Source organism: Bacteroides intestinalis (assembly GCF_003464595.1).
GTDB classification, from domain to species: domain Bacteria; phylum Bacteroidota; class Bacteroidia; order Bacteroidales; family Bacteroidaceae; genus Bacteroides; species Bacteroides intestinalis_A.
Genome location: NZ_QRZF01000004.1, coordinates 315,622 through 340,741 on the forward strand (window position 1 = coordinate 315,622; position 25,120 = coordinate 340,741).

The following is a 25,120-nucleotide window of genomic DNA, read 5'->3' on the forward strand; positions in this document are numbered from 1 at the left end:
GCTGCTTGATTTTAAATTAGATGTTTCCATAGATTAATCGTTTTTACTAATTCAATTGATACATTTCTATCTGATCAATCACTACTCCTTCATCAAGTGCTTTTATAGTCAAATTGTGCTTCTTCCTCTTTTTAACCGGAAGAACCACTCGTCTGATAGCCTGATTGCGCAAAACATTCTCTTTCCATTCCTCACTACGTCCCTGAGTTTCGTAAGAAACTGTCTGAGCATTCTTTTTATCTATCGAAACAGAAAAGCGTAACTGTCCTCCATGTATAGGATGATTTGGCAATAACCGGATTTCAACTTCTACAGAATCACCGGGACATTCGCCAAAATCAAAAGACAATTCTTTGTTCTTTTCAAGCATTACAGCCTTTTCTTCATAACCAAGTCCCTCACAAGACACTGCATCACCTGCCGAATATTCCGCTCCATTCCATTTATATAAACCCGGGGAATCCTCTAACATAGGTGTTTCGACCGATGATCTGTCTACCGGCTCAAATACTGGCAATCTGCGCGGCTGATGATCCATCATACGGTGCCACTTACCATTATTACGTATACCTATATTATATATGCGGGTCAGCGAAGCAATACTATCATAAGCAGCATCACTTTTATTCCAGTTCATCTCCCCATGACGGGCAAACTGTGCATAAAGCATTTTCTTATTCATTTCAGCAGTAGCCTGTACCGGGTATTTTATCAATTGGAAATAAGCATCCTGTCTATCCTGTTGAATTCGTGAAGCCAACTTTTCCACTTTGTCCGAAATGACATGATAATCTTCAAGACGCTTATTGATGTACGACCTACTCCAAGGCATATCTTTCACAATCCGGTATGCATTCGTATGGTATTCTTCTTCACGGGTATTTCCCATAAATTCCGGTTTACGGATATAGGACAAACGATAATGTTCCATCATAACCGGCAAGAGGTCTTCACCTATAGCTTCTCCAAACTCACGCTTCAGAAAATTACATAAATGACCAGACACACCTTCTTCGATAACCTGATCGATATTCCATGCCATATCCAAGAATAGCTCTGTCTGATACTCTATCGGCTTGATATCTCCTACATTCAATATCCATATTTTTTGTATGCCACGATCATAAGCCTCTTTCATCTGTTGATATAGCAAAGCCGGACTAAACGTTCCTAACCAAAGGTAATCGTGTGGACGCCCCCAATATGAAACATGGTAATAAACTCCATTTCCTCCTTTACGAGTACGCTCTACTTCCGTCGGAAAATGCTTTATATAGCCATAATTATCATCACACCACATGAGTGTTACATCTTCAGGAACTTCCAGCCCGGCACGATAAATATCGAGCACTTCTTTATAAGGGATAAAAACTTGTGGAATAGCCTCAACATCTTTATTCACATATTTTCGTAATAAATCACGTTGATCTTTCAACACACGTTCCAACACAGCTTTCTGTTCTTCCACTGTTTTAGCACCTTGCATCTGTCCATCATGCACACCACGCATGCCAACCGTATATAAAATTTCCTGCTCCGAAACTTCCTTAAGCCGTTCTTCCCAAAAATGGCATACCGAACTGCTATTTTTCACATAGTCGTAATCACCTTTTCCTCTTCGGTTCCACTCACCGGCAGTACTACAAGCCATAGGTTCACAATGAGACCCACCTATATAAATACCAAACTTTTCTGCAGCTTCCCTATTTCCGGGAGTGAGGAAAAATGGAACCGAACATTCGTGCATGGCAGGCCAGTATGTATTAGCTCGCAGACGGAGCAACAATTCAAAAATACGTTCATTTGTTTGTGGCCCTATGCGTCCGGGTTTATACCACGGCTCATAATTCAAACTACTCCAAGGCATCAATCCCCAATCTTCATCATTAATAAAGATACCACGGTATTCTACCGAAGGAGACTGCACCATCTTATAATCGGCAGCTAAGTGAAAAGCCTCTTTCTTCTCAGGTGTTACGTCTGCCCACCATTCCCAAGGAGATACTCCTATCAAACGGGACAATTCCATTATACCATAGGCAGTGCCAGGTGAATCACTTCCTGCAACCAACAACCTTCCACCCGGCAATGCTGATATGAGAAAAGCCTGATTCTTACTCTTTAAATCTGATATATCTACTCCGGTAGCGGCTATTAAAGGACTTTTATCAACTGTACCTACAATAATTCCGCCATGGTTAACACTAATAGTAGCAGGAGCAGAAAATACAGTTTCATAATCACGTGCAAACAACTGTAAAGCAGTTTGTACCACCTTCTCTTCCGTATTATCACAAGCCACTGTTACCGATTGACCAGAACGGAGACTGAATTGTGCACTACAAATCTGCGTAACCCCAAGAAACAATAAGCCTAAAATACCTATCTTCATATATTGTATTTTTTTCAAAAGTAATAAATATCATCTATAGTCACAAAAGTATTGTCACTTCCATAGATTGTTTTTGATTTATCCGTCCACACAGGTTTTATACCTGTTACTTCAACCAACAATGTATAATTACCTTTCTCCATTTCCGGTGTCATAATACGGATTGCCTTTTCTGAATATTTGCTATAAAAATCCACCAACGAAGAATATACTGTATCCTTCTTCGCATTCAATACACTCACCCGGGCATATCCGCTATGGCTATCAGATTTCCCGACAACTGCTACATGAGTCCCTCTGAAAGATACAGCTAATACACTGCCTTTTGCATTTGAAACAAAACATCCTCTGTTTTCAGTCCAGCCCACAGCAGGTTTTATGTTTTTCATAGATACCTGCTTACCTTTACGAAGTATATCCACCGGCTTCAAGGTATTAAGGTCCCAACACTGCCAATACTCAGGAATAGATAACTTTGTCCCATTAACTTGCATCGGCATCCAAACGTATGTAGCGGCTGAAGCTTGATGAGGATATGACCATCTATCTCCCATAAACATAGGTACGATATCATTCCCCCGCTTCAAGGGAAAAACGAAAGTGCTCTGAGAATTATAAGTCAAAGTTCCTTCCGGACAGAACAAGCCTTGCTTTGTCCAAGGCCCTTCTATTTTCGGGGCCGTGAAATAAAAGTTATCATTCTTCTCCCAACTGGTCAGATTAGAATAAAGCATATAATAAATGCCGTCTTTCTTGAACATAGCAGGTGATTCACCTGAGCCTTTCACATGCGCAACCTCCATCTCTATTGATCGGTAATTATCACTCAACCGATATATCGGTCCATGATGAATCAGCAAATATCCTTTGCCATCCGTATCTTGAAAAGTTCCCATATCCCAACGCTGAACAGGTTTTCCTTGATAAAGTAACGGTCCCTGCAACTGATATTCGCCATTAATGGTTTTACAGGTGGCATACCCGATATAAGGGTCTTTGTATCCCATATCATCAGCATGCATAAACATTACAAACTCACCGGTAGAAGGGCATTTCATTACTTTCACACGTTCACCTACACGATTAGGCCCTAATATGCCATCCGGTTGCACGGTCAGGACTACCCGCTCGAACTTCCAGTTAACCAAGTCATCCGAAGAGTAGCAAGAAAATCCCGGAAAAGCATTGCTTTCATCTGATTTCCACTCACCAAACAGATAATACCTCCCCTTTTCTTCTACAATGCAAGCACCATGCGCATTGACAATATTGCCATGATCATCAAACCACGGCATGCCATTTCGAATAACCTTCTCCACATTTTGGGCAAAGCAATATATCCCCTCTCCTATTCCTCCAATGAGGAGCCACACTAATAATACATATTTCATATACCTTATCAATTTCTTAAAAAATAAAAACTAATATCTATTCACGCCATTACACAAGTTGAAATCAAACAGAGTTTCATCATCAGTCTGCTTTACCAACCAATCTACTTCTGTTACATAAAGAATGTATAAATAAGAGGGAATATAGAAACTCCCTCTTAAATTATATGGAAAAACAATCTTACTTGTCTGTCATTTACTTTTCTGCTGCCATATCCGCAGTTGTAGGCCAATATGGATTCTGATAAATCGGAGAAGTTTCAATATTCTTACCATCAGTAGATGTTATTTGGAACTGATCAATACGAATCGGATCAAGATAATGAGCCATTTTCCAAACAAAACCCTCATAGGCTAACTGGTTAGCAGTTTTACGATATGGAAGCAGATATTCGCTATCGTTGGGTGAAGACACATTTGCTTTGTCAGTGCCATAGACAAGTGTAGTATTACCTTTTGAGTCATCATACCAACGTTCCATAGGTGTATTCCAAAGATGCATACCTCCGGGAACATAAGGCGTAACCGTCATCTGATCCATTGCTCTCCACCGACATAAGTCCATCCAGCGAAGACCTTCGGATATATATTCGCAGCGACGTTCACGGCGAATATTATACAAAGTCTTATCTGTCAAAATCTTCCCTGCCGAATAAGCTCCCCAATCATTCTCAGCTTCCTTATTCAAATCAGTAGCAGCAATAGTAGCATCAATATTATCACTAACTAAAGCACGGCGACGAAGAAGTTGCCAATATTCACGGGCTGTATTATCTAAAGTCTGATTACGTTCATAGCTGGCTTCCATATAATTCAATAAGGCTTCAGAAGCACGATAGATAGGGATACCGAGGAAACACTTGTTCTGAACCAGATATTTACTATCCCAAGCTCCACCTTTACGCAGTGCATAACCGGTAGTATAGGCGTACTGTGAAGCTCCATCTGTAATCTTGGGATATGGTTCATCCAACCAAATATTAGTAAGTCCTGTCACACTTTCAATCAATACATTCTTTTGTCCCGGCTCTTTCAGAAAAATAGTCAAGCGACTATCACGATTAGTACGCACATCGGCAATCGTTTTATCACCCATATAATAACCATCACCATCTGCATAGGTACCATGCGCATAAACTGGCAAGCCATCCTCCATAAGAAAATTCTGTACAAAAGCACGCGTCACACCAACTCCCCAGTTACCTTCATCTGCTGCTAAAGCAATATCATGTCCACTTCCCAGTCCTTGTACATATTGACGCCACATCAACACCTCTTTTACACCCGACAAATCTTCCTGACCAAACATAGCAAAGTAAGGATTCTCTGTTGTTGCTAAATCTTGCTTCACAATACCTGTATTTTCAGTCAAGCTAGATTTATACTTTTCTGCCACTTCTTTAGAAGCACTCATAGCCTCTTCAAAAAACCAATTGATTTCATTATCAATACTTCCACTCGGATACTGATAATTGGCATTATATTCTTTCGTCTTACCCGGCCAACCTTCTCCATTGGGAACAAACGCTGAGCCCTTGAAATATTTCAGCCAGGTAGCCTCGAACAATGCTACACGCGATTTGAGCAACAAAGCTACATCACGATTGATACGTGTAGTTTGAAAATCTTTTCCATCCATCAAAATAGCAGCTTTATCTAGATCAGAAAGAATAAAACGTGCAACCTCATTACGCGGCGAACGCTTAGCAGCATCAGTCAGTATTTCCATATTATCCGTTAAAGGATCAGTTACGATAGGATAGTCACCAAATGCCTGGTAACGCTTAAAGTACTCCAATGCACGCAAAGTATACAACTCACCTATATAATGACGAATACTTTTCAAATCACCCGAGATAGTATTGCCTGATCCGTTTAAATCTTCACCAAAACGTGGCAAAACATTCGCAAAAAAGAAATTTAAATGATAGATATTGGTAAAAGACCAATCACCAGAAGAATTAGGAACTCTCCATTCACCCGTACAAAAATAGCTAGGTGCGCTCTGGGAAATCTGATTATCTGTACCTTTATCATTTGCATAAAAGCCATAAGAATTTCCAGAGTTTCCAGGTAAGATACTGGAATAATACTTATCAGCATATGCTTGTAAGTGTGAGACATCTGTAAAAAAAGTTTCAGGTGCAAGTTCTGAAGTTGGTTCCCTATCAAGGAAATCATCACATGATATCATTGCACTACTCAAAGCTGTAGCTATCAATGCTAAAAATATATTTTTTGTTTTCATGATTTTATTATCAAATTAAAAGGTTACACTTAAACCAAATGACCAAGTGGAAGATAAGGGGTACGCGTTACCACCCCAACCACCAACACAGGTTTCAGGATCAAAGATTGAAGATAAAGAGGTAAATGTCAACAGATTCTCACCTGACACAAATACGCGACAATTGGAAATACCTACTTTTTCAACTACAGACTTCGGTAATGAATAACCTAACTGTAGATTCTTCAAACGCATATATCCTGCATTTTGCATATAACGACTTTGTTTTTCTTGATTTTTAGCTCCAAAGCTCGTTTTATCAGAATCTTTCGAAGTGATAGGACGTGGATAATATGAATCTAAGTTAACTGGTAATTCATAACCTGCCAACCCTATCGGCTGATCCCGAAAATAATCATTATGCTGTTCCAGACCAATAGTATACCATTTAGAATAGCCACCACGAACACCCCAGAAATAAGATGACTCACCCGGCCAAAAGTCATGTTTCAAAACACCTTGCAGGAAGCAACGGAAATCAAATCCCTTATAGTTGGCTGTCAAGTCAATACCATAAAAGTAGTGAGGATTACTGTCACCCAAAATCTTTAAATCGCCATGATCATCCCATGTACTTGCACCTTTACTTATTTTGCCATCACCATTCAGATCCTTATACATGATGTCACCTGCTGCCCACTGTGAACCGATGGCGTCTTGTCCGCCTTTAGGCAATGAAGCAATATGGTTATCCATCTCTTCCTGAGTTTTGGCAATGCCTACTGTTTCAAAACCCCAAATAAGTCCTGTCTTTTTGCCAGCCATGTATGTGCTGATAGAACCAGTCTTGTTACCGGGATAACTGTCGATATAGGTAACCTGATCGGAAAGTGACACAGTTACACCATAATTCAATCCATTATTCAAACGGTCCTTCCAGGAAAGGGAAACTTCCCAACCTCTGGTCTGAAGGTCACAATTGTTTGTATTAGGAACTTCAATACCCAATGTATTAGGCATTTGGTTAGCCGGTCCCACCATATTCTTAGTGTAGCGGACAAAATAATCAGCAGAACCTGTCAAACGATTATTAAGTAATCCCCAATCCAGACCGATGTCCCATGTGCGAACGGTTTCCCACGTCAGAGCCTCACTAATCAAGCCACCCACCGAAGCAGTATTAGGTTGCATGCCATTCTGTATCCAGGCACCATTTGCAGCACCTAAAGACATCACACGATAAGTAGGATAATATGAGCTTGTATTCTGGTTACCCAGCTGACCGTAAGAGAAACGTAACTTCAACTGATCAACAACACTGGTAGCCGGAGCGAAAAACTTCTCTTGTGCAATATTCCAACCTGCCGAGAAAGAAGGGGATAGTTGCCAGCGACTGCCGCGGCGGAAGCGGGAAGTACCATCATAACGCATATTAACTTCCAACAGATAGCGGCCCATGAAATCATAATTTAAACGACCGAAGAAACCGGCTGTGGCCCATTCTCTTGAATAACCATTCACCCCTGTCGTCTTCTCTTCACCTTTACCGCTCAATCCGGATGTCAGATTGAACTCCCAGAAGTCTTCATCCTCTACATACAATCCGTATTTGGTAACGTCGAAATAATGCAGTTTGAACTCTTCTGCCTGGAAACCACCCATGAACTTGAAGTTATGTTTATCTGCGAAAGTATGAGTATACGAGCTATAAACATTCAGATTCAGATAATTTTCTTTCTGATCGTTTTCTTTTAAACTTGAATCTTTGTTCGTTACTATTTTATCCCCCTTCGGGTCGTAATTGTAAGCAGGAAGTGTAGCCGCTTTAGTGCTCTCTTCTTTAATACTATAATTGAACTCTACATTTGTAATCCAATTTTTGACAGGCTCTATGATAAAGGCAGCCTGATGATAATGACGATCCGTCTGTTGAGTTCTTTGTCCACCTTCTGCCAATGCACGAGGATTGTCATGATTGATATGACCGTTTTGGTCGTAAATAGGCATATTCGGCCAGTTTGAGCGCCCCAACCCATCATAATAGCTATCTGTAAAACTCGTTGGTCTACAAATATCATTGCGAGTAAAGCGGGTAGAATAGTTGAATTTTAACCACTTTGTCAATGTTCCATTAATTTTTGCTGTCGTATTGAAACGCTGCAAATTTTCTTTTCCGAAGTTGAGAAGTCCTCCCTGATCCAAATAATTGAACGAAGCGTAGTAAGACATCTTTTCGCTACCACCTGTGACACTGATGTTGTGTTCCTGAGAAAACACATGATCTTTATACATGGCATCCCAGATATCTGTATTAGCATATCCCTGAGTCCAACGGTCTTGCCAGGCAGTCTCACTTTTAGCATCCAACCCTACTTCTCCATTCGTAAACTTTCCATTCTGGAAGTCAATCATCTTCTGCATCGTTTCATCCGAATATGCACCTTTAACACCTTGATTGGCATCCGCATAATTCATCATGACGGCAAACGAATAAGAGTCCATTGACTTCGGCATATTGATAGGACTGGAGACACGGAAGCTATTATTATAGTTAACAGACACTTTACCTTCCTTTCCTCTCTTAGTAGTAACCAAAATTACACCGAACGGTGCACGCGAACCATAAATACTGGAAGCGGCAGCATCTTTCAATACAGAAATATTCTCTATATCCTGCGGGTTGACAGTATTAATATCTCCCACCATACCATCAATTAAAATCAATGGAGAGCTATTGGAACCAGAACCGATAGTACCTGTACCACGAACAGATATATTCATATCCTTTTCCAACTGTCCGGAACTAGTGGTAATCTTCAGGCCCGGTACTAAACCCTGCAAAGCCTGAGTTGCAGAAGTTACCGGACGCGATTCTATTTCTTTGGCAGTAGCAATACCTACGGAACCGGTCAGGTTCACCTTCTTCTGCGTACCGAAACCTACTACTACAACTTCTTCCAGCATCTCGGTATCTTCTTTCAGGGTAACATCCAGTATTTTCCCTGCCACAACCGGAATTTCCTGAGTTTTAAAACCAATATAAGAGATAACAAGCGTGGCACCCTGATTTACGGAAAGCGAGAAATTACCATTAACATCAGTAATAATTCCGTTTGAGGTTCCTTTCTCCTGAATGCTGGCACCGATAACAGGTTCGCCCATTGCATCTTTCACCACACCTGAAACTTTGATTTGTTGTTGAACCACTTCCAGATTAGTCTCATTGCCCTCGGCCATCACTGCCAGCGGACACCCGGTAATGAAACTACTACAAAGTAGCAAGGCTGCAAGCGCCTTCCGATTGTTTCTAAATGAATCTGATTTCATTGTTTTTCGTTTTAATATGAATATAAGGTTAATAATCCCTGCGTTACTTTTTTGAAAAGATAACGATGCAAATGTAAGATTGACTTGCTGAAAAAGGAGAGACAGACAGATCAAATAGAAGGGTAAATTGTTCATTGACCTATTTCTCTTGTTTCTTTGGCCTATCTGTCCATGGTCTCCTCTTTCATTCTTTCATTGTGATATCTAATATATAAGGTTGGAATACGCCCTCTGTTTCCACTTTCACTCTCAATACTCCGGGAACACGCGCCGATTGTACAATCAAGAGTGCCCGCCCGAAGAAAGTTTTCAGCTTATTGCTTCCGAACGGAATGTCTCTGCGCATATCTCCGTTGTCCAATGCCAACAATCGTCCTTCTCCTTCCAACTGCACTGTTAGGTTACGGTCGTCCATCTGGACAAAACGTCCGTCTTCATCGCATAATTTGATTTCTATATGCGAAAGGTCCTGCCCGTCAGCCTTCAGTATCGTCTTATCGGCTATAAGTTTAAATGCTGAAGTTTTCTTAGTGGTAACAAGACTATCCCGGCAGACTTCCACTCCATTCTTATAGCCGATAGCTAAAACTTTACCCGGACGATAAGGTTGATTCCAGACAATCGTATTATTCGGATAATCCTTTGTGCTCCGTACCCCAAAATCCATAGTTCGTTTGGCATGTGGAGCAATTAGCCGGACGGAGTCACAATTAGTCATTGTACGATATTCCAATACCCGGTCATCCATATACGGCAAGTTCAGGTTATCCACCATCAAAGGATACTGCCAATGATCCTTTCCCGGATCTATATTGAGCGAGTTATCAACAATAGCCAATTTCAAAACAGGTTCATCATTCCAGACTGCACGATGATAGGCAGCAACCGGTTTCTCTACCATACACATATCGAACGGACAACTTGCCCACCCCTTACTGGGCCAGCCTACAGATTCACCCAAATAGTCTACACCCGCCCAGATAAACGAACCTAAGATGAAATCGTTATCTTTCACATAGTTCCATGAATTATATGGTATATAGTCACGTGAAGAGGTCGGATGTGCAGCCGTATAATAAGGATAAACCTCACTTCCCAACATCAACCGCTTAGGATACGTGAGATGGTCTTGCAGCATTCTGGTCTCCTGATAGTTATACCCGACGATATCAAAGACCTCACAGAACTGGTTCTGTGAATTGGGTGCCATAGCTACCATAACCGGACGCGTAGGTTCTAACTGATGAACAAAGTCCTGCATCATCCGGCCCCGCTTTATCCCTTCATCCGTCTTCAGGAAAGCTTCCCGAGTTTCATTGCCTATACTCCAGATTATGATGGAAGGATGATTCCGATCCCTTATTATCATGTCCGCCAGGTCACGCTGCCACCATTCATCAAACAACTTACCATAATACAGGCTGCCTGTTTTCCAGGCATCGAATGCCTCATCAATAACTAAAAGTCCAAGTGTATCGCATATTTCAAGGAATTCCGGTGCCGGAGGGTTATGGCTGCAACGCACTGCATTACATCCGAATTCTTTCAGAATGCTGAGACGGCGCTCAAAAGCACGATCAGGTATGGCAGTTCCCAGTCCACCGGCATCCTGATGCAGATTCACGCCTTTAAACTTCATAGGCTGCCCATTCAGTTTAAATCCTTCTGTACTGCTAAATTCAAGGGTACGGATGCCGAACGGAGTTTGATAAGTATCTACTGTCTTTCCCTTCTTCTTTATCATAGTACGCACAAAGTAACGATAAGGATCGTCTACCGACCAACAGCGTGGATTATCCACCACCAGATATTGTTCGACGTCCATTGTGTCATTAGCCGGAATGTGCAGGGAAGTCGTAGTTTCCAATTTCTTACCTTTCATCTTAATGGGTTGTCCCTGCTTATTCACCAACAGTTGCAACACTTGTACACTTTCATCCTGAGTAGTCTTGTTAACTACACTGGTACGTATCCGTACTTTTGCTTCATCCTTGTTTATTTCCGGGGTAGTGACATAAGTTCCCCAAGTCGTTACGTGTACCGGTTCAGTCACCTGCAACCAGGCATGACGGTAAATACCCGATCCGGTATACCATCGCGAAGCATCCGTATGATTCACATGTACTGTTATCAAGTTATCCTCACCATACTTCAAGTACGAAGAAATATCATATTCAAAGCTGGTATATCCATAAGCGTGAAATCCAACTTTCTCTCCATTTACATATACAGTTGACTGATAATATATACCGTCGAAAACAATGGAAACCGCTTTGCCTTTATAAGATAAGGGGATATGAAACTCTTTCTTGTACAGCCCCACCCCTCCGGATTTGAAGCCGTTTTCCGGTTTTGCCTCTCTATCAAAAGGCAAGTGTACACACCAGTCATGTGGCAGCTGGACCGCTTCCCATTTCCATGCGGAAGGTGTAAATCCCGGTTTCAAAGCATCTGGTTCGTCTCCCAGATGAAACCACCAGTCAAAATCAAAATTGATACGTTGCCGATTGGCCATAGTGTATGAACCCGGCAAAAATACAAATACTAAAAGTATTATAACCTCCCTACTGATCATTCTTTGTTTTACCATAAAAGTGTTCTTTAATTATAAAGTTAATAAAGGATGTTCTCATAGGCAAAAATACCCGATTTTACTTTAAAGAACAGGAAGTAATCGGGCAGATACCATTGGCAAATAGTTCATCATGGATAAATAAAGGCAAACCAGTTTCTCCAATTCATGGAATGCCATATTTACCCTTGTTTAATGATCAATCTGTCCCTATCGACATACTCTTACCAGCTTTATCTTTGCAATCAGACACTTAATTATTAAAAGTATAATTTACTAATTTAAAATATAACTATTATGAAAAAGCACTATGCGGTATATCATTTATACCTTGTAAGTTTTGTATGTCTCCTGTTTATTTCCTGCAGCTCTCCAAAGGTATCTTACAATGAGATTAAAGTGGCTGCCCCTTTCCCCATGGAACCGATCAGAGAATGTATCTTTCCTGAGAAAGATTACTCCATAGCGGATTACGGTGCCATCGAAGGAGGGAAACATATGAACACAGAAGCTATCAGTAAAGCTATCGAAGCTTGCAATAAAGCCGGTGGAGGGCGTGTGGTCATTCCTGCCGGTGAATGGCTGACAGGTCCCATACATTTCAAAAGCAATGTAAACCTCCACCTGGAAAAAGATGCAGTAGTCCGCTTCACGGATAATCCGGAAGATTACCTGCCGGCAGTAATGACCTCATGGGAAGGGATGGAATGTTACAACTACTCACCACTCGTCTATGCCTTTGAATGTGAAAATATAGCCATCACCGGAGAAGGAATGCTAAAGCCCCACATGGATTTGTGGAAAGTATGGTAAACGTCCGCAACCTGAATGTGAAAGCCCATGGCCACAACAGTGATGGCATCGACTTAGAAATGACCCGCAACTTCCTGATAGAGAATTGCACATTCAATCAAGGAGATGATGCCGTTGTTATAAAAGCCGGAAGAAACCGCGATGCATGGCGTCTGAATACTCCTACCGAGAATATCGTGATACGCAATTGCATCATTCAGGATGGACAAACATTACTTGGAGTCGGCAGCGAAATATCCGGCGGTATCCGTAATATCTACATGCACGACTGTACTGCCCCTAACTCTGTCCACCGTCTTTTCTTTATAAAGACCAACCATCGCCGGGGTGCCTTTGTAGAGAACATTTATATGGAGAACATAAAGACGGGAGGCACGCTGAGAGTTTTTGAAATAGATACGGATGTTCTGTATCAATGGAGAGATCTGGTTCCCACCTATGAAGAACGCATCACTCGTATCGAAGGTATCCACATGAATAACATCACTTGCGAATCTGCAAAGATGATTTATGAAATGAGAGGAGATAAAAAACTACCGGTAAAAGACATCGAGCTCAAAAACATACATGTGGGTTACATCGCCGACAGCGTAAACCGGGTGGAAAATATTGAGAATATAATCACGGAAAATATCACCTACGGCAGTATAGATACTACCTTACTGAAGGAATTGGACAGATACATTACTAATAAATAATTCTCTCAGAGTTACCCCTATTAAAAAGGTGTTACCCGTCGCCAGGTAACACCTTTTTAATTACTCTCTATTCTCAATACAACTTTATTCTTCCATAAACTGAAGTTCAGCCACATGTCCGGCGCCATCCCATCTGGACTCCAAACGAATCACATTACCTGTTCCAGGTTTAAGTTCGGCAGCAACTTCCACATACTGATATGTATCCCACGAACCGGTAGAAGGCAATCGGAGGCGTTTCTGCACTCCATTCACTATCAGGTTGGGAGTAGCGACTTGCGACTTCCCATTGGCATAACGCAATCTGATAGTTTTCTGTCCTCCATTCTTTCCATCCACATCTTTCCAGATAGCATATCCACCTGCCAACGGAAAGTTCAGATAACCAGCTCCGGTGAAACCGATGCAATTTTCCGCATCAGCTTCCAACACCACACCCCCACCAAACTCCATGTGCTCCGCAGGACAAACCACAGATGGCATCGGTTGCGCAGCACGAACCAAACGAACAGTTTGACAAATTCCCGCATCCAACGTAACAATGTGTTTCCGCTTATCCGTCTGGAAATCAACAGCACCTTCGTCCACCCAATTATTATGAGCGTCAAAGTATCCCTTACTTGCAGATAGGATATTCAGAGAATCAGGCCAGGAGAAAACCCCACCCTTAGAAGTAGCCAGCACTATCTCACTGCCGCTACGAAGGATGCTAACCGCCTGTGAGTTAATATATCCCGGAGTAAAGGAGATACCTTCGACTCCTACGGTAGGCATCAGCGAATCACCTTTCCAGTTATGCACAAAAAGACCGTATCTGCTGGCATTCACCGCTATATCCGCCATGACACTATTCAGCATTTTATTAACCAACTTCACATCTTCCAGATAGATACCACGAGGTGCGAAACCGTCTTTCTCATCCTGTACAAAAATTCCCAAGTCGTCCGAGCCGCACAGTTCATAGTAATCAAAAGCATTATTACCGGACAAAGCAGCAAGGTGCAACTGAGCTATATTGGGTACACGAGCCCCTATCTCCATAATCATACGAAAATTCTTTCCCATATAAGGCACATTGGTACGTGTACTTTCCGCAAAACTGTCTTCCGTCTGGAAATGGTGGCGGTATGTATCGATACCTACAAAGTCTATATAAGTACCGGTTGTTGAACGCATTTGTTCATTCGTATAAAGTATGGAGTAGAGATCGACATACGTACAGTTCATTCGTGTCCATACCGAGTAAGGGGATTCTTTTACAGCCCGTCCCAATTCGCTCATATATTCTACAATAGTGGATGACGGAAAACTGCGTACTTCATTGTTTAGTTGCACACCGATCAAGGTATGTCTGGCTCCGTTCTCCGCATCCCAGCGGGCGATATGCTCCATGACTTTTCCTAAAACATAGGCCTCACGGGCACATAGCTTCTTATCATTCAAGTCTAAGGTATAGTCTGAGATATCACGCCGGATTGTAAATTCACTGGTAGTTTCTTTAGAACTACCTGCCGTAGAGAAAGACTGGAAATCACCGGCTTTCGGAGAGTGCATCACATAATCGGGAGTTCGCAATTGGTCGGGCTTCAGCCATTGTACATGTCCACCGCTGTTCTGCCCGAACCAAAGTATTTCTACCTTAAAATTATATTTCTGTGCCAGTCCCATGTAGAGATCCAGGGTGGTCCAGTCAAATTTGTCTTTAGCCGGTTCCACTTCCACCCAATGAATGGGGATGGAAAGGGTATTGAATCCCAGTGCGGCAGTTTCTTTAATTAATCTTTCGCAGGTGGCTATATCCCAATTCCAACGGTAGCGCAATTTGTCGAAACGCACCTGTACATTGGTCATATAGAAAGGTTTGTCGTCCACTCTCAGCACATACTTCTGTGAACCGTTGAGTGAAGTGTCTACATAAGAAATTACTTTCTTCTGAGAGTTTTTCCCCTTGCCTGTAATGGCAGAAGGAAGTAAGAGCGCCATACATAATAAAATAACAGACTTCATACAAATTGTAGTTCTGTTTACGAAAAGGTTCGTTTTCATGATACTTCTACTGATTTTAAATGATAAAAGACTTATTAAATTACAATACTCCCATACCAAAAGGAGACAGACAAAAGTACGGGTTTGACTTCGGAACAAGCAGTGAGATATCGGGAGAAGAGAAGGGTGAAAATGGTCAATATGCAATCAAGTTGTCCCATGTTAATGAAAAAGTTCTCTTCTCTTCATCAGAAAGTTCCTAATAATGCAGAGGAAAGTTTGCGGCGTCGAATAAAAAGTTATAAATTGCAGATTCATTTATATATTCGTAATCTACAAATATGAATTCGTAAATTACATTTTTATATTCGCAGACTATGAATATACTTTTTTATTAACTTTGACAGGTTTTGTATAAAGAGAAAATAAGTTTTATACGAATAGAGAGCAGATTTCTTCCCTATACAGAGCAAACAGGAAACATATAACTACTAAATAAATCTATTTATGGCTGAATATGAAATGCAGGAGATGAACCTGCCAAACAAAGACGGGAAGCGCATACTCTATCCCCGCCTCGTACAATCCGGACAAGCAAGTACGGATTACATCACAAAGATACTGTCCGAAAAGAGTTCATTTACCAGAGGTGACATCAAAGGTCTGCTACAGGAACTGGCCGATGAACTGGCTTACCAAATGGGACAAGGGAAATCGGTAAAGTTGGATGGAATAGGAACCTTTGTTCCCTCACTGGCTCTGCGCATAGACAAAGAACGGGAAACCGGAGAAGCAGATAGCACCCGACGAAATGCAAGAAGCATCGTAGTAGGCAGCATCAACTTCAGAGCAGAGAAATCATTGATTCACAATACCAATTATAACTGTGATCTGGAACGTTCGCAACAGAAATTCCGCCGTTCCTCGCAGAAATATACACCGGAAGAACGCCTGGAACAGGCAAAGCAATATCTTACCGGACATCCTTATATGACGGTCAGGAATTATGTCCAGCTAACAGGGTTGCGCCCCACTACTGCCTCTGTAGAGTTAAGGAAATGGGCCGAGAATCCGGAAAGTGGTATTACAACTTCCGGACGAGGCACACATAAGGTATATATACAAAGGTAAATTCGTCAAACAGCAGGGACAAATTGGGCAAAACGCCTGTTTGGAATAGCTGTAACGCGAATTTATTGTATTTTTGTTGCAAAGACAAATTCATAACCAAACTGATTATGGAACGACATTCATCCCTATTGATTCTATTGTTTTTGTTGCTTTTTACAACAAGCGGCACGGCGCAGCCTTACATATTACAACACCTAAGTATAGAAGACGGGTTATCGAATAATTATGTCCAGGACATTGCGCAAGATAAACGGGGATGTATCTGGATTGCAACCGTACTGGGACTGAACCGGTTCGACGGACTTAAGTTCACCACTTACAAAAGTACTAATTCCAAATTGGGAAATGATGCGCTGAATACGCTACTCTACAATGAAGAAGAAGATGAATTATGGATAGGAAGTAACAGCGGATTGTATATACTCGATTGCTCTACAGAGCAATTCAGAAGATGCATACCCTCAGAAGATATTGCAATCAACAATGTCTCATACTTGGCTCCTGCTTCTGATGGCGGAATATGGATTGTTGGTCACACAGGCCAAATAATACACTATAACAAAAAGGATGAGAAATACACCTCATTATCAGATCGGATCAAAGGGGAACTAAAACCGTCAAGCTGGTGCGCTTTCGATGACGGAGAAAGGCATCTGTACATAGGACACGCACAAGGTGGATTGAGTATCATTGATTTGGAAAACAAAACAATCCGCAACCTCTCACATATACCAGAGAACCCCAATAGCCTGCCCGGAAACAGCGTTTATACAATCTATAAAGACCATCTGGAGAATATCTGGGTGGGCACAAATCAAGGACTCGGATTACTGAACCCAAAGACAGATGAATTTACCATCTTCAAACACGAGTCCAATAATCCACATTCATTGATAGCCGACCATATATATGACATCAAGGAAATGGAAGATGGCACCTTATGGATAGCCAGTGACATCGGCGGAATCAGTATACTCGACTTGCATAACATCACTTTCAAATCTCCCCAAAACGTACAGTTCTATAACATCACTGCAACGATGGATAAACATGGACTTTCATCAGGAAATATACGAAGCCTGTTGCAAGACAAGTTTGGCAATATATGGATAGGTAATTATAGCAGCGGAGTGGACTTTATCAGTCATACCCAACCTATATTCCATGTACTTCCCTACACCACCCAAGGTAAAAACAAACAGACAAACAAACCTGTCTGGGGACTACTTCAGGACAGTGAAGGAGAGATATGGCTGGGGGGAGAAAATGAGGCAGTTGTATTTAAAGACAATAAACAACTGAAAAGTTTCGACATCACGAAATATTTATCCAGACCTTACGGGCAAGTATTCTCTCTTTCAGAATATAGTCCAGGCATTTTTTTACTTGGAATATACGATGACGGTCTGCTGAAGCTTGACACTAAAAGCAATCGGATAGAGCGAATCAAACTCGATATGAACAACATAGATATTCTTTCCTTCTTCAAAGACATTGACGGAACAATATGGGTAGGTGCCGAATACGGCATATACACCTATAAAGACGGAGTCATACGGAAAGAGGAAGATATAATCCGACAATTATCCGATAAATCCATATACGGTATTTTGCGCGACCGACAGGGAAAGCTATGGATAGGTTCCTATGGTGGCAGAATAACGATATTCGACCGGGATTATAAGGCAGTTACGCGGTTGGACCACAACAATGGGTTTAAAACCAACGGAATCAATTCTCTCTTTATGGATGCGCAAGGCGGTGTCTGGGCAGCAACCCGTAAAGGTATTGGTTATATAAAAGATACCAGTAAACCGGAAGAATTTGAACTCTATGGTTACAGCCACGGGCTTGAAGATACTTTCGTACGCAGCATCCAGGAAGATTTACAAGGAAATATCTGGATCAGTACCAACAATGGCATTTCTTTATGGAACAAGCAAAAACTGCAATTTGAAAACTATGATTACCGGGACGGGATACCGATGGGAAATTTCATAGAAGGTTCGGCCTGCTGCACACCGGACGGTACTCTCTACTTCGCCTCACTGAACGGTGTCTGTTACTTCAATCCGCAAAGCCTGACTACGGACCGCCAAGTAGCCCCTGTACAGATCATGGAATGCAGGCACCTCAATAACCAGATAGAAAGTCGCCGGGCGGAAGCATTGATTCCAATTACAAACGGGCACATTGACTTACCATATGACCAAAATTCTTTCCGAATCACATTTTCCATATCGGACTATTCACAAAGTGGACAGGTAGAGTATGCATATCTGATAGAAGGCTTGGAGAATACATGGACCAATACTTTAGGCGAGAGCCAGATTACATTCCGCAACATTTCTCCCGGTGAATATACCTTTAAGGTAAAGGCACGTTTGAGAAATCAGGAATGGGACGACAATCATGTGGCAACATTGAAAGTATACATCCATCCGCCACTATGGTTGACGTGGTATGCAAAGATTTTCTACATCCTGCTGGTATTGCTGGGCATCTACAGTTGGTTCCGTTTCTACAAACGCAAGTTGCTGTTGGAAAGCTCACTCGAACTGGAGAAGAAGAAGAGCCAGAACGAACAGGAACTCAATAACGAACGCCTGCGCTTCTATACCAATATTACGCATGAACTACGCACACCGCTGACATTGATACTCGGACCGTTGGAAGATCTGATTAATGATCCGAAAATACCAGCTTTCTACGGTAATAAGATTAAGGTCATTCACAGCAGTGCACTACGATTGTTGAACCTTATCAATCAGATACTGGAATTCCGCAAGACAGAAACGCAAAACCGGAAACTGACCGTAGCGAAAGGGAACCTGAGTAGCTTGGTGACAGAAACAGGACTGCGCTATAAAGAACTGAACAGGAATGAGAAAGTGAAGTTCCGCATCAATATTGCAGCAAAAGATGCAAAGATTTATTTCGATACCGATGTCATTTCCACCATATTGAACAATCTGCTGAGTAATGCGATAAAATATACCTCAGAAGGAGAAATCAACCTGATCCTGCGTTCAGCCGATGATGGAGGAAATCAGTATACGGAAATCATCGTAAGCGATACCGGATATGGCATAGATGCTGAGGCACTTCCTCATATCTTCGACCGTTACTATCAGGCAAAGGGGAAACATCAGGCATCCGGTACGGGCATAGGACTTGCTTTAGTAAAGTCGCTTGCCGACCTGCACGAAGGAACACTCCAAGTGGAAAGTGAAATAGGTAAAGGAACGACTTTCACTTTCCGTCTTCTGACTGAAAACACGTACCCGAATGCGCTGCACAGAGAGGAAAAGGAAACGCTCGCACAGGAAGAGACAGAAATCGCGGAAACGGTGGAAGAAGAAAAAGAAGAGACTGATACCCGCCCTGTAGTACTGGTAGTGGAAGATAATGACGATATACGCGAATATATTGCCACTTCATTCAGCAGTAACTACCGCATCTTGACAGCAACGAACGGTAAGGAGGGCTTAGAGCAAGCGCAGAAATATATTCCGGACATCATCATCAGCGACATCATGATGCCGGAAATGGACGGCATCGAACTCTGCAAGCTGGTGAAGGAAGATATACGCACCAGCCATATCCCCGTCATTCTGCTCACAGCCAAAGATTCCATCCAGGATAAAGAAGAAGGATACGAAAGTGGTGCAGACTCCTATCTGACCAAGCCCTTTAGTGCCAAACTGTTGAACAGCCGTGTACACAACCTGCTGGAATCCCGCAAAAAGCTGGCACTTATAGTAGCCAACCGCACCAAAGAGTTGAAACCAGAACAACAGGAAGAAACCATCAAACTAAATAAGCTGGATGAAGAATTCCTGACCAAATTCACCACCATCGTAGAGGAAAATATAGACATGGAAAAGATGGACATGTCCTTCATGATGGAAAAAATGAACATGAGTCATTCCACACTCTACCGGAAGATCAAGAGCCTGACCGGAATGTCAGGCAATGAACTCATCCGGAAAATCAGACTGAAAAACAGTTTGCGGTTACTGATGGAAGAAGGGCATAATATTTCAGAAGCAGCCTATGCAAGCGGCTTCAATGACCTTGGATATTTCCGCTCCTGCTTCAGGGAGGAATATGGAATGGCACCATCAGAATATATCAGGTTACGGAAATCGCAAGACTAACGCCCCGTAGCCTGCAAATATTCGCACTTCTTCACCTCATACCGGGCATAAGACTCCACATAGCGGTCCTTACTTTGCTGGAAAAGCGTTTGGGCATCCAGTAAGTCATTCATCGTACAGGTTCCGGCCTTGTAGTAGTCCGTATTCAGGCGAAGATTCTCCATGGCCTGTTCAATGGATCGCATGGATATTTGCATCTGTTTATAAGCATCCGTCAGGTCGTTCCAATTCTGTTGCATACGGAGGATAAGCAGTTCGCTCTGGTCCGTAAGCTGATTCTCGGCATTGCGTACCTGGAGTTCCTGTTTCCGCACGTCATGCGAACCGCCCCACCAACCGGATAAAGGAATTGAAACTGTGGCAAAACCCATCCAGAAAGGGTGGTCTTTATCCATCAGATTGTCATACATATATCCACCGCCAATGGCAACGGTAGGCAGATATTTGCCAACGGTTATGCGGCGTTGCAGCTTATTGGCTTTGAGGTTCTGCTGCAACAAGTGATATTCATTGGTCAGAACCAGAGAGGACTCAGGGTTCCTGTAAAGTCCCTGCGGATGTTCCGGCAAGACTTCGCCAGCGACAGGAGGAACATCCACAATTCCGGAATCTTCTCCTATATACTGTGCCAGCACTTGTTGTGAAAGCGTCAACGCATTCTCAATCTGGCTGCGACTGCTCTCTATCTCGTTCTGCCGCAACTGTACCTGGAGCAGATCATTGCGCGTTGTCACTCCGGCATTTACCGAAGCTTCGACATCTTTCAGCAGATTAGCCAACTGTGCCTCGACCACGGTAATGGTCTGCAACTTCTCTTTCAACATCACAACCTGCCAGTAATAGTTCTCAGTAGTAAGTTTCACTTCATTTTCCGACTGGTTATATTGCAACCGGTTAACCTGAATGTTTACCTTCGCCAACTTATTACCGTTTACAATCTGCCCTCCCGTGAAAAGCGGCATCGAGGCCGATACGCCCCCTACCACTCCTTTCTTCATAAGTGACATTTGCATTCCAGGTCCCATGTCCAACTGGAGTAATCCTTTGTCGGCCATAAATCCCGTACCTGTCGCACTCAAAGAAAGGAAATACTTGGTGAATGCTTCCTGACTGCCTTGTTTGGCTATTTCCAGATTATTGCCGGCATTCTTTATCCGCACATTGTTTTCAAGAGCCCGTTGCAGGCATTCGTCCAGAGTATACACACGCTGGGCAGAAACCGGAACCAACTGTGTGAAACCTACTAACAAAAGAAATATATATCGATTCAATCCCTGTTTCATAATGCTGTATCTATTGATTGTTTTACTCATTTTCCATTTTCTCCATAGCTATGCGCTTACGTGTAGAGCCACTGAACATGAACCAATAGCAGACCGGAAGCACTGTAAGCAAAAATACCATTGTGATGAGTGTGCCGTAACAGATAACGGTTCCCATTGGCATCCACAGTCCGCTGCCTCCCAATATCATCGGGATGACACCCATGGATGCAGCTGCCGAAGTAAGGAAGATGGGACGCATACGACGACGGGCCGAATGATAAATGGCATCGCGTACACCCAACTTTTCCGTTTTCCGTAATTCTTCAGCGTAGTCTATCATGATAATACCGTTACGCACAATGATACCCATCAGGCTAACAACGCCCAGAATACTGGTTACGCCGAAGTCCACGCCCTGCACAAGTACTCCTACAGCCGTTCCAAACACGCAAAGGGCCATACAGGCAAAGATGAGCAAGGCAATATTGACATTACGGAAATGGATCAGCAAGATAAAGTAGATAATAGCGGCAGCAATCAGCAATCCGGCCAGAATGGGAGGCAGTTTCTCTTCACTATCTTCCAGGTCACCACCATAAGTCAGGGTTACATCAGGAGAAAATGAAAGATTCGCTACTGCTTTCTGTACTTTGCCGGTTACGTCCATACCATTCTCACCGCGCTGAAGGTCTGCCATGACAGTAATCGTATAAATGCCGTTGCGACGTACAATCTGACCGTTCTCCCATGCCGGAACCACATCGGCCACTTGTCGCAAAGGTACATTCGCCAGTCCTCCGGCAACAGGTATGAGTTCGTCTTCCAAATCACAACTGTTGGCCGAATCTGCCTGGGAGTTCTTCAACTTGACAGAAATATCGTAATCACCTTCCCAAACGGTTGCCACGGGGATACCACTGCCGTAACGCATGGCAAGGGTGGTTTCCAGCATTACATTACTGATGCCCAACCGGGTGGCTTCATCCTCTTTCAGTACAATGCGGGTAGTGGCAAGCGGATCATTAAAGTTAGTGCTTACCAATACCAGTTCGGGCATGGAGCGCAACAGTGCCGTCACCTTGTCGGCTTCACGACGTAATGTGTCGATATTCTCACCGCTGAGGCGTACTTCAACAGGGTACGTCGCTTCGTTATAGCTCAGTTGCTTAAAGCGTACCAAGGCTTCCGGGAAGTAATCGGTATACTTAGGCGCATATTCATTCAGTAGGTCTTCCGTCGCTTGATTGCTTACCGTATTGACAATGAATTGTGCAAAATTAGTCCCGGCTATCTGCGGAGCGTAGGCTGTCTGGAAACGTGGAGAAGCACACCCCACAAAGGATGCCACAGACACTACACGCGAATCATTGCGCAGGATATGCTCCAGGCTGTCGGCTATTTGGCCGGTCTTCTCTACAGCGGTTCCCGTAGGCAGGGAAATTTCCACAGCAAACTGGTTGCGTTCCGCTATCGGCATCAATCTTTGCGGCAGTTTACCCATCAGGACGATGCCTATGATAATAGAAAGAAGACCTAAAGCCATCGTCATACGGGGCCAGGTGAAACAGAGATCCAGTAATTTATTATAGTATTTCTGCAAGGTATCGAGAAAGGAAAATTTCTTTTTTCCATTCTTATTTGTTGCGCTCTCCATCGGTTTGCGAATGAAATAGAATTGCATGAACGGCACCAGCAATGCAGCCACTAACAAGGATACTCCCAACACGATGCTGATGGCCCAAGGGAAACTAACCAGAAAATCCTGTATCTGTCCTGTTGTTGTGATAAGGAAGGGGAAAAAGGTGATGCTGATGGCACACGTCGCCGAAAATATCGATTTAAAGAAATGCGTGGCACTCTGTATCGAAGCATGCCAGCGCGACACACCTTCACCCAACTTTTCCAGATAGCTATCGATAATGACGATTGAGTTATCCACAATCATCCCCAAGGTTACAATAAGAGCCGCCAAAGTCACGGTATTCAGTTCGATATCAAAGGCATGAAACAATCCCAGTGATATGAATATTGTAATAGGTATAGTGGAAGCGGCTACCAGTGCCACACGCATAGGCAACAGGAGCATCACCACTATAATCACCGCTATAATGGCAACCAACAGTTCGTGCAGGAAATTATCCACACTATCTCCTACGACCTGGCTCTGATCGGTGATACAGAAAAGGTTGACATCCGACGGTAATGACGGTTGGAACTCTGCAATCGTCCGGTTTATCTCCTCTCCCATTTGAACGATGTTCTTGCCTTTCTTCATCTCTATACTTAGCAAAAGGCATTTTTTACCATTGTTAGTGATATAGCTGTCGGGAGCAGGATATTCTTTTACCACACGGGCCACGTCCTTCAGACGAATGTTATTTCCCATCGGATCAGTATAAACAATTTGTTCCTGCACATCGCGTACCGTATTCAATGACTTAGCCACATAGACAGGCTGAACATATACAGGATTCTTCACCCGACCGCCCGAAGTAGTGAAACCTTTCGTAAAAAGGGTAACGGCGAGTGTCTGTTCAGTCAGCCCGTATTGCGAAAGTTTATGGGTATCCAGGTATATGGAGATCTGTTCCTTTTGCATTCCGCTTACCGTCATACGGCCGATGCTGTTGATACGGCGCAGGCGGTCTTGCAGGGCATCTATATAGTCGTCCAGTTCACGATAGGTCTTGTCCACGCTTTCCATAGTGATGAGCAAGGCGGAAGTATCGCCAAAATCATCCATCACCTGTACAGCCAGTACATTCTTGGGCAATTGCGCCTTGAAAGTGGAAACACCGTGCTTGAACTTGCTCCAGAATTCATCTTTGTTATTCAGCTCGTCATTGAGTTGTACTTGAATGTAGACAATGCCATCGCGGCTCATGGAGAAAGTCTTATCTTTCTTCACTTCTTTATAGCTGAAAATATAATTTTCCAAGGGTTTGGCTACCTGTTCCACCATTTCCTCTGCCGTGTTGCCCGGAGCTACTGCCACTACAATACCCTGACGGATTGTGAAGTCTGGAAATTCATTCTTGCGCATATTCGGCAAACTGTAAATTCCAAAAGCAACAAGGCAACACACAACGAGAATTATAATCTGGCGATAGTGCATCGCCCATTCTACTGCGTTACGTTTCTTATTCATTATCTTATAT

At 42.8% G+C, this 25,120-nt stretch carries 10 protein-coding genes and 1 pseudogene; 3 read left to right on the forward strand and 8 right to left on the reverse strand.

The genetic code is table 11. The features are described from left to right. Positions 1-46 precede the first annotated feature (46 nt). From DWW10_RS08000 to DWW10_RS08020, 5 genes are all read right to left on the reverse strand, one after another. The gene (locus tag DWW10_RS08000) at positions 47-2,392 is read right to left on the reverse strand and encodes a glycosyl hydrolase 115 family protein (protein ID WP_022391749.1); all 2,346 of its coding nucleotides are present in this window, start codon (positions 2,390-2,392) and stop codon (positions 47-49) included. Positions 2,393-2,406: 14 nt separating this feature from the next. Next, positions 2,407-3,783, reverse strand: coding sequence for a family 43 glycosylhydrolase (locus tag DWW10_RS08005; RefSeq protein ID WP_022391748.1), 1,377 nt, complete (start codon positions 3,781-3,783; stop codon positions 2,407-2,409). Between the two features lie 196 nt (positions 3,784-3,979). Beyond that, on the reverse strand, positions 3,980-6,031 hold the full coding sequence (locus DWW10_RS08010) for a RagB/SusD family nutrient uptake outer membrane protein (RefSeq protein ID WP_022391747.1): 2,052 nt from the start codon (positions 6,029-6,031) through the stop codon (positions 3,980-3,982). A gap of 15 nt (positions 6,032-6,046) precedes the next feature. Continuing rightward, positions 6,047-9,337: a SusC/RagA family TonB-linked outer membrane protein gene (locus DWW10_RS08015; protein ID WP_022391746.1), complete on the reverse strand. Its 3,291-nt coding sequence runs from the start codon at positions 9,335-9,337 to the stop codon at positions 6,047-6,049. A 184-nt stretch (positions 9,338-9,521) separates the two neighbouring features. Beyond that, positions 9,522-11,927, reverse strand: coding sequence for a glycoside hydrolase family 2 TIM barrel-domain containing protein (locus DWW10_RS08020; protein ID WP_022391745.1), 2,406 nt, complete (start codon positions 11,925-11,927; stop codon positions 9,522-9,524). Positions 11,928-12,206: 279 nt separating this feature from the next. Between DWW10_RS08020 and DWW10_RS08025 the strand changes: the two are divergent. Beyond that, positions 12,207-13,420: pseudogene (locus DWW10_RS08025) on the forward strand (glycoside hydrolase family 28 protein). Between the two features lie 84 nt (positions 13,421-13,504). Here the strand turns inward: DWW10_RS08025 and DWW10_RS08030 are convergent. Next, entirely contained in the window at positions 13,505-15,466 is a 1,962-nt protein-coding gene (locus DWW10_RS08030; RefSeq protein ID WP_022391742.1) for a carbohydrate-binding protein, read from the reverse strand. A 447-nt stretch (positions 15,467-15,913) separates the two neighbouring features. Here DWW10_RS08030 and DWW10_RS08040 point away from each other — a divergent pair, with 447 nt between their 5' ends. Together DWW10_RS08040 and DWW10_RS08045 are read left to right on the forward strand one after the other, a co-directional pair. Next, positions 15,914-16,537, forward strand: a complete 624-nt coding sequence (locus tag DWW10_RS08040) for an HU family DNA-binding protein (RefSeq protein WP_022391741.1) — start codon at positions 15,914-15,916, stop codon at positions 16,535-16,537. 107 nt (positions 16,538-16,644) lie between these two features. Further along, entirely contained in the window at positions 16,645-20,697 is a 4,053-nt protein-coding gene (locus DWW10_RS08045; RefSeq protein ID WP_118421281.1) for a hybrid sensor histidine kinase/response regulator transcription factor, read from the forward strand. Here DWW10_RS08045 and DWW10_RS08050 read toward each other — a convergent pair. Both DWW10_RS08050 and DWW10_RS08055 read right to left on the reverse strand, forming a co-directional pair. Then, complete coding sequence (locus tag DWW10_RS08050; RefSeq protein WP_118421214.1) at positions 20,694-22,010, reverse strand: TolC family protein; 1,317 nt, start codon at positions 22,008-22,010, stop codon at positions 20,694-20,696. The two genes, DWW10_RS08045 and DWW10_RS08050, sit on opposite strands and share 4 nt — an antisense overlap. Then, complete coding sequence (locus DWW10_RS08055; protein ID WP_118421213.1) at positions 22,003-25,110, reverse strand: efflux RND transporter permease subunit; 3,108 nt, start codon at positions 25,108-25,110, stop codon at positions 22,003-22,005. Before DWW10_RS08055 ends, DWW10_RS08050 begins: the two co-directional genes overlap by 8 nt. Positions 25,111-25,120: the final 10 nt, after the last annotated feature.

Bases quoted from the DNA above. Each gene is read 5' to 3' on its own strand.
- DWW10_RS08015 (WP_022391746.1), bottom strand. From the start codon at position 9,337: ATGAAATCAGATTCATTTAGAAACAATCGGAAGGCGCTTGCAGCCTTG.
- DWW10_RS08030 (WP_022391742.1), bottom strand. From the start codon at position 15,466: ATGAAAACGAACCTTTTCGTAAACAGAACTACAATTTGTATGAAGTCT.
- DWW10_RS08045 (WP_118421281.1), top strand. From the start codon at position 16,645: ATGGAACGACATTCATCCCTATTGATTCTATTGTTTTTGTTGCTTTTT.
- DWW10_RS08050 (WP_118421214.1), bottom strand. From the start codon at position 22,010: ATGAGTAAAACAATCAATAGATACAGCATTATGAAACAGGGATTGAAT.
- DWW10_RS08040 (WP_022391741.1), top strand. From the start codon at position 15,914: ATGGCTGAATATGAAATGCAGGAGATGAACCTGCCAAACAAAGACGGG.
- DWW10_RS08000 (WP_022391749.1), bottom strand. From the start codon at position 2,392: ATGAAGATAGGTATTTTAGGCTTATTGTTTCTTGGGGTTACGCAGATT.
- DWW10_RS08020 (WP_022391745.1), bottom strand. From the start codon at position 11,927: ATGGTAAAACAAAGAATGATCAGTAGGGAGGTTATAATACTTTTAGTA.
- DWW10_RS08055 (WP_118421213.1), bottom strand. From the start codon at position 25,110: ATGAATAAGAAACGTAACGCAGTAGAATGGGCGATGCACTATCGCCAG.
- DWW10_RS08005 (WP_022391748.1), bottom strand. From the start codon at position 3,783: ATGAAATATGTATTATTAGTGTGGCTCCTCATTGGAGGAATAGGAGAG.
- DWW10_RS08010 (WP_022391747.1), bottom strand. From the start codon at position 6,031: ATGAAAACAAAAAATATATTTTTAGCATTGATAGCTACAGCTTTGAGT.